Annotated in this window: 2 protein-coding genes; both read right to left on the reverse strand. The window is 40.9% G+C overall.

What is annotated here, in order from left to right:
- Nucleotides 1-287: 287 nt before the first annotated feature.
- The gene (locus D9N13_RS06045) at nucleotides 288-785 is read right to left on the reverse strand and encodes a hypothetical protein (protein ID WP_290587249.1); all 498 of its coding nucleotides are present in this window, start codon (nucleotides 783-785) and stop codon (nucleotides 288-290) included.
- Nucleotides 786-912: 127 nt separating this feature from the next.
- On the reverse strand, nucleotides 913-1,422 hold the full coding sequence (locus D9N13_RS06050; RefSeq protein WP_290587252.1) for a hypothetical protein: 510 nt from the start codon (nucleotides 1,420-1,422) through the stop codon (nucleotides 913-915).
- Between the last annotated feature and the right edge of the window lie 142 nt (nucleotides 1,423-1,564).

The following is a 1,564-nucleotide window of genomic DNA, read 5'->3' on the forward strand; positions in this document are numbered from 1 at the left end:
TGAACCACGCAATTTATGTTTCAGCGTTACTAGGATAATACGATTGCAACACTCGTTGCTGGCAGAGTTCAACGAACGTGATCACTATCAGCCACTCAAATCTTTGATACAACTACCCAACCTTAAAGCGCTCCGGCGAAGCCGAATATCACATAAAACGAATCAAACTACATGGCACCATTTAACGCCGCAGTCACGGGACCAACGTAGTGAAAAAAACATGTGATAAACTGAGCGCAGCGAAGCACATGTTTTTGGAGCGTAGTTGGTTCCCGTGCACTGCCTTGTTAAATTTTTTGTTCTGCATACGAAACAAAATCTCTTAGTATTTTATTGAATAGCACGAAATCTATGGGTTCACATTTTACACTACCAGCTTTGGATGCTGGGCTCATGAACTCCAGGGAAATATACACACCATCATCTTTTGGGATAGCAAAGCAAAAGACGTTATCGGTATTCGGCCCCCAATCCAGATACTGCTGATTTGGATATATCTGATCGTTCTCTATATCGTAGTATTCTGAATTTGAATCCCTGGTACTCAATATAAACCTGTGAGCATCTTCAACAGATAAACTCTTGAAGTATTTCTTGTATTTTAAAATATCTCGATCGGTTCCGTAATCATAACTTATGTAATGAACTAAAGATTTCAGATAAGCGATATTATCCTCGCAAGTAACATGCTCATTTAGAACCCAAATATCTAGTTCAAATAGCTCATCAGAACCATCAACATTATCTCCAAGTTCAAAAGCAACGATACTTTTGTCTCCAATCAAGGAACGAACTCCGTAGTAAATTTAACGCTTTGGTAACGGGACCGCCGGAGCAGAGCAAGCATGTGGTAAAGTGAGCGCAGCGAACCACATGCTTGTGGCGCGTAGGTGGTTCCCGTTGACCAACTTGTTATGCAATTGACCCTACCCATGCTTTTAATGATTTATACTTTTTGGCACCTACAGAAAACAAAGCCGCCAACCTATGATTGCCATCTAATACTTTTACAAACAATTCTTTTGAAATTAAAAGCACAACTGGAGATATGAATTCACCGTTTTGAATTAGATAATGCCGATTGAAGAAGAAGCTTTCTCTACATCTTTTCAAATCGTAACCAAGATAATTGTCAGCTGACGAATTTGAGTTTTCAATAACCAGTCGTATATCGTTTTCAGATTGCGGGCATATGGGAAATCTAGAGAAATTCACTTCACAAACACCCCAATTAGCGCTACTCAAATCTTTAAGAGAGACACCATTTAACACCCTTTCCCATGATGTACCAATTACGGATTGCTCATCTGATTCAAATGGCCATCCCAAATCAGAAATCAAAGGAGCCAAATAATTGATGAACACATCATCTGGCATCTTTTTAAACATTGACCTAGCTTGCATTACATTATCTTCAGTCATATCGATGCCCCTGCATAACGCTGAGGTAACCGGCCCAGCTACGTTGTGCCAACATGTGGTAGAAGCGAAGCGACCACATGTTGGTGCGGCGTAGCTGGGTCCGCGTTGACCGGATAGTTAAAACGGTGCCGGTACCAACCTA

The sequence above is a fragment of the Ketobacter sp. GenoA1 genome, from assembly GCF_003671475.1.
Lineage (GTDB): Bacteria > Pseudomonadota > Gammaproteobacteria > Pseudomonadales > Ketobacteraceae > Ketobacter.